This is a genomic window from Rhodococcus sp. (in: high G+C Gram-positive bacteria) (assembly GCF_049286785.1).
Classification (GTDB): domain Bacteria; phylum Actinomycetota; class Actinomycetes; order Mycobacteriales; family Mycobacteriaceae; genus Rhodococcus_F.
The window spans coordinates 1-1,683 of the sequence record NZ_JBAQEO010000038.1; the positions used below are offsets into that span (position 1 = coordinate 1).

The following is a 1,683-nucleotide window of genomic DNA, read 5'->3' on the forward strand; positions in this document are numbered from 1 at the left end:
GATCAGACGAAGCTGCGGACCTGGCACGCGCTCGTCGCCAACTACTCACCGGCAGTACGGAGTCCGGCCCCGGTGGCCGACCCGGCACCGGTCACGGGCGACGACTGGATGCCGCCGCACTCCGGCATGCGATGGTGGACCTGCACGAATTCTGGTTGACGACAAAGGGTGCCGAGGTCGGACTGAAACCCGACTCCGGCTTCGCGCTCGTGGCGGTCGGCGGACTCGGCCGGCGAGAACTGTTGCCCTACTCCGATCTGGATCTGATACTTCTGCACGAGGACATGGATCCCGCTGTGGTGGCGCACGTTGCCGACCAACTCTGGTATCCGTTGTGGGATGCGCACATCAAGCTGGACCACAGTGTGCGCACCATCCCGCAGGCCCTTCAGGTGGCGGCAACCGACATCTCCGCGGCGCTCGGAATGCTCGAAGCCCGGCACATAGTGGGCGATCTCGAGCTCACCAATCTTCTCATCAGCGCGGTACGTCGCGAATGGCGCACCAACATCCGGAATCGGTTCGAACCGCTCATCGCCCAGACGCAAGCGCGCTGGGAGCGCAGCGGTGAGATCGCCCACCGGGCCGAGCCCGACCTGAAGAGTGGTCGCGGTGGACTGCGGGACGTACAGCTGCTCAACGCACTGTCCATCGCGCAGCTGACCGACGGCATGCCAGGACTGGGACCCGAATCACCGGGCGGGGGATTGGCTCTTGCTCACCGCCGGATCCTCGACGTGCGCACCGAACTGCACCGAGTGGCCGGTCGATCCCGCGATCAGTTACGCGCGCAGGATGCGGACGAGATCGGTGCTGCTCTGCGTATCGGTGATCGTTTCGACCTCGCGAGGATGCTGAGCGATGCCGCACGCACGATCAGTTATTCGGTGGACGTCGGGGTGCGCACCGCGGCCAACGCCCTCCCGCGCCGCGGTCTGGCGCGGTTGCGGCGCCCACCCGTCCGTCGGCCCCTCGACGAGGGTGTGGTCGAACATGCGGGGGAGGTGGTTCTCGCACGTGACGCCCGCCCGAGCAAGGATCCGGGACTGGTCATGCGGGTTGCCGCGGCGTCGGCGACCACGGGAATGCCGATGTCGGCGTCCACGCTGAATCGGCTGGCCGACCATGCGCCCGAATTGCGCGAACCGTGGCCGAAGGAGGCGCTGAACGATCTTCTGGTTCTGCTCGGTGCCGGGAAACAAGCCGTGAACGCCATCGAGGCCTTGGACCGGACAGGGCTGTGGGGTCGACTGCTCCCGGAGTGGGGCGCCGTGCGTGACCTGCCTCCGCGCGACGCAGTCCACACGTGGACGGTGGACCGGCATCTGGTGGAAACCGCCGCCAACGCGAGCGCGCTCACCACGCGGGTGGCTCGGCCCGATCTGTTGATGCTCGGTGCGTTGTTGCACGACATCGGAAAGGGTCGGGGAGGCGACCACAGTGTGGTCGGGGCGGAACTGGCCATCCAGATCGGAAAGCGGCTGGGGCTGTGGCCGTCCGACGTGGCGACGTTGAGTGCGATCGTCCGTCATCACCTGCTACTTCCACATACCGCGACCAGACGCGACCTCGACGACCCGGAGACCATCGAACGCGTTGTCGAAACGCTGGGTGGCGATGGATCTCTGCTCGAACTGCTGCACGCACTGGCCGAGGCCGATTCGCTCGCGACCGGCCCCGGCG

Annotated in this window: 1 protein-coding gene; it reads left to right on the plus strand. The window is 66.9% G+C overall.

What is annotated here, in order from left to right:
- On the plus strand, positions 1-1,683 hold a 1,683-nt coding region (locus WAW17_RS01735), incomplete at both ends, for a [protein-PII] uridylyltransferase (RefSeq protein WP_422331306.1).